General features: G+C 68.1%; 5 protein-coding genes. All 5 read right to left on the bottom strand.

The features are described from left to right. On the bottom strand, window positions 1–308 hold a 308-nt coding region (locus tag ELR45_RS36575), incomplete at its 3' end, for a PfkB family carbohydrate kinase (protein ID WP_240759101.1). A gap of 7 nt (window positions 309–315) precedes the next feature. Beyond that, window positions 316–1,419 carry a sugar kinase gene (locus ELR45_RS02865; protein WP_129663231.1) on the bottom strand — a complete coding sequence of 368 codons (1,104 nt, stop codon included), beginning with the start codon at window positions 1,417–1,419 and terminating at the stop codon, window positions 316–318. Between the two features lie 225 nt (window positions 1,420–1,644). Further along, window positions 1,645–2,271, bottom strand: a complete 627-nt coding sequence (locus tag ELR45_RS02870; protein ID WP_129663233.1) for a bifunctional 4-hydroxy-2-oxoglutarate aldolase/2-dehydro-3-deoxy-phosphogluconate aldolase — start codon at window positions 2,269–2,271, stop codon at window positions 1,645–1,647. Between the two features lie 202 nt (window positions 2,272–2,473). After that, entirely contained in the window at window positions 2,474–3,142 is a 669-nt protein-coding gene (locus ELR45_RS02875; protein WP_205855742.1) for a bifunctional 4-hydroxy-2-oxoglutarate aldolase/2-dehydro-3-deoxy-phosphogluconate aldolase, read from the bottom strand. Between the two features lie 79 nt (window positions 3,143–3,221). Further along, window positions 3,222–3,622 (bottom strand): acetylxylan esterase (locus ELR45_RS40345; protein WP_240759104.1); only part of this gene is annotated, 401 nt, incomplete at its 5' end.

Raw genomic sequence — 3,622 nt, forward strand, 5'->3', positions numbered from 1 at the left:
CGCACGTGGGTACGCAGCGCGTTCGGCCGTTCCTTGACCATCAGCCCGGTGGGCCTCGTCGGGTCCACCCGGACCGCCACCCCGACGCCCTCGGCGCGCAGCTCGCGCTGGATCAGCTCGCCGAAGCCGTCCTCGCCCAGCCGGCTGATCCAGGTCACCCTCGTACCTAGCCGCCTGGCGCCGATCGCCACGTTCGACTCGGCACCGGCCAGCGAAAGCCGCATGTCCCGATTGCTCGACAGCGGCCCGACCTGAGCGGCGGAGAACACCGCCATGGTCTCGCCGAGGGTCACCAAGTGTCCGGTCATCGCATCATCATCGGTCAACTCGGGCGCTTCCGCCACCCGCGAGCTTCAACACCTCAGCCTTGGTCACCATTGTCGTGTCACCCGGGGTGGTCATCGCCAGCGCTCCGTGTGCGGCGCCGTACTCCACGGCCGTCCGCAGCGGCTGCCCGTCGAGCAGGCCGTAGATCAGGCCCGAGGCGAACGAGTCGCCGCCGCCGACCCGGTCCATGATCTCGAGGCGCTCACGGTGCGTCGCCTGGACGACGCCGGTGTCGCTGGACCACGCCAGCGCGCCCCAGTCGTTGATGCTCGCCGAACGGACCGTACGCAGCGTGGTTCCGATGACCTTGAAGTTCGGGTACTCGGCCGCGGCCTTCTCGATCATGGCGGCGAAGCCGGCCACTTCGAGCGAGGTGAGGTTCTCATCGACCCCCTCCACCTCGAATCCGAGGCTGGCGGTGAAGTCCTCCTCGTTGCCGATCATCACGTCGATGTGCTTCGCGATCTCGCGATTGACCTCGCGCGCCTTGTCCTGGCCGCCTATCGCCTTCCAGAGGCTGGGCCGGTAGTTCAAGTCATAGGACACCACGGTGCCGTGCCGCTTCGCCGCTGTGACCGCCTCGACCACAGTGTCCGCGCTGGTCTCGCTGAGCGCCGCGAAGATGCCGCCGGTGTGCAGCCAGCGCACGCCGAGCTCACCGAAGAGGTGGTCCCAGTCGATGTCGCCGGGCTTCATGGCCGCCGCGGCCGTGTGGCCGCGGTCCGACACCCCGACGGCGCCGCGCACGCCGAAGCCGCGCTCGGTGAAGTTCAGTCCGTTGCGCACACCACGGCCGATGCCGTCGTAGGGAACCCACTGGATGAACTGGGTGTCCAGGCCACCGGTGAGGATGAAATCCTCGACCAGGCGGCCGACCTCGTTGTCAGCCAGCGCGGTGACGACCGCGCCGCGCAGACCGAAGGCGCGCCGCAGGCCCCGGGTCACGTTGTACTCGCCGCCGCCCTCCCACACCCGGAAATTGCGCGCGGTGCGGATACGCCCCTCGCCGGGGTCCATGCGCAACATCACCTCACCGAGGGACACCGCATCGTAGCGGCACTCGTCGGCGGGTCGGATCGCGAGGTCTGCCATGGGTCGACTCCTTCGTCTCGAGGTCGGGTGCGGGTAGATATCGGTATCAGCGCGGATCCGTCATCGATGCCGGGGTTTCCGGCTCGATGGCCCGCTCATGTCACGACAACGCGGCTGCTCGCATGACCACAACGCATGCTCTTGTCGTCCGAAGCAAGCGGTCAACGGCCATGGCGGATCCGCAGGTCCATCACGACGCTCGGGCCCATCACGACGCCGGGCCCATCATGACGCCGCGGCAAGCGCCACGGCGTCAGCGGTCAGCTCCGCGATGGCGCCGAAGTCGCCGTCCTTGATGCGGTCGCGCGGAACCATCCATGAGCCACCGACGGCTGCGACGGCAGGGATGGACAGGTAGTCCTTCAGGTTGCTCGCGCTGACTCCGCCGGTGGGGACGAAGCTCACGTCGCCGAACGGCGCGGCCAGCGCCTTGACCGCCGCGGCCCCACCGGACGTGCCGGCCGGGAAGAACTTCACCGTGGTGATGCCCAGCTCCAGCGCCGCCTGGATCTCGGTGGCGGTGACGGCACCCGGCAGTGCAAGCACGCCGTGCTCACCACAGCGCTCGACGACGGCGCGGCTCAGGCCGGGCGACACCACGTACGACGCACCGGCGGCCACGGCCTTGTCCACCTGCTGCGGCGTCAGGACTGTGCCGGCACCGACCAGCATGTCGCCACGGTCGGCAATCGCACGGATAGCCTCTTCGGCGGCCGACGTCCGGAACGTCACCTCGGCTACGGGAAGGCCCCCTTCCACGAGGGCACCGGCCAGCTGGTCGGCATGGGCCGCGTCGTCGAGCACGACAACAGGGACGAGGCGTCTGGCGCTAAGGGCCGAGAGGACATCCATCAGAGAGTTCCCGTTCAAATAGCTCAAACATTGTTATTACTATTGGAACACTAGCATCGCGGGCGCAAGCGTCGATCCCCCACATCTGACCTCGATACCGCCAGGGTCACCGTGGAGCCCGAATCGCTACCTAGAGCGACCGTCTTGGTATCGAGGTCGGGCCTTGGTATCGAAGTGGACTCTCGGTATCAAGGTAGACCGGTCAGCCGCCGGCTTGCCGGGCGGCGCGGACCTCCTCCAGCGCACGCTGCGCCCGGCCCGCCAACGCCTCAAGGTCACCGCCCGCGGCCGCGTCGCCCAGCAGCGGGCTGCCGAGTCCGACGCCGATGGCTCCGGCCCTGATCCAGTCGCCGATCGTGTCCAGGCCCACTCCCCCGGTCGGCATGAGCGGGATGTCCGGAAACGGCCCGGCGACGTCCTTGAAGAACGACGGCCCCAGCGTCGCCGCGGGGAAGACCTTGACCGCGCTGGCGCCGGCCCGCCATGCCGCGAGGATCTCGGTGGGACTGAATGCGCCCGGGTACGACGCGATCCCGGCCTCTGTCGCCGCGGCCACAACATCGAGTTCGGCCGACGGGGACACCACGAAGCCGGCGCCCGCATCGATCACCGCGTGGACCTCATCGGCGGTCGTCACAGTCCCGGCACCGACGTCCACCGAGTCCGGCAGCTGCGCCCGCACCGCTCTGATCGCTCCCAGCGCGCCCGGTGAGGTCAGCGTGATCTCCAGGCATGTGACGCCCGCGTCGACCAGCACCTGGGCGATGTCACCGAACCGGTCCGCGGAGCCTGCCCGCAGGATGGCCATGACCCCGGTCTCCCGCAGCTGCGGACTCCGCGGGACGCGCTGAGACTCCTTGATCTGGCTCACGCATACCTCCCTCTCACCTTCGTCACGCCCCCATGATCATGAACAGTAACCGTGCTATTTACACGGTTACTGTTCATGATCATGGGGTGTCTTGCTTGAGCAGCTCGCGGAGCCAGTGCAACCGCTCGCGCGTCTGGAACGTCTGCCCGCCTTCGTGCTTGTTGTAGTTCCAGATCCGGATCTCCTTCGGGCCCGCGTAATAGTTGTAGGCCGCGAACACCGTCGACGGTGGGCAGGTGGTGTCCATCATCGCCACGCTGTACAGCGCCGGCGCAGTGCAACGCGAAGCGAAGTTCGTCCCGTCGAAGTACGAGAGCGTGCGGAACACCTGGTCCTCGTGGCCACGATGGATCGAGAGGAACTTGGTGATCTCGCCGTACGGCATCGTGTCCACGATCTCGGTGGCCCGCCGGAACCCGGTGAGGAACGGCACGTCGAGCATGGCACCGGCCAGCCCAGGGACCAGCGCCGCGACGGCCT

The organism is Phytoactinopolyspora endophytica, assembly GCF_004138495.1.
GTDB lineage: Bacteria > Actinomycetota > Actinomycetes > Jiangellales > Jiangellaceae > Phytoactinopolyspora > Phytoactinopolyspora endophytica.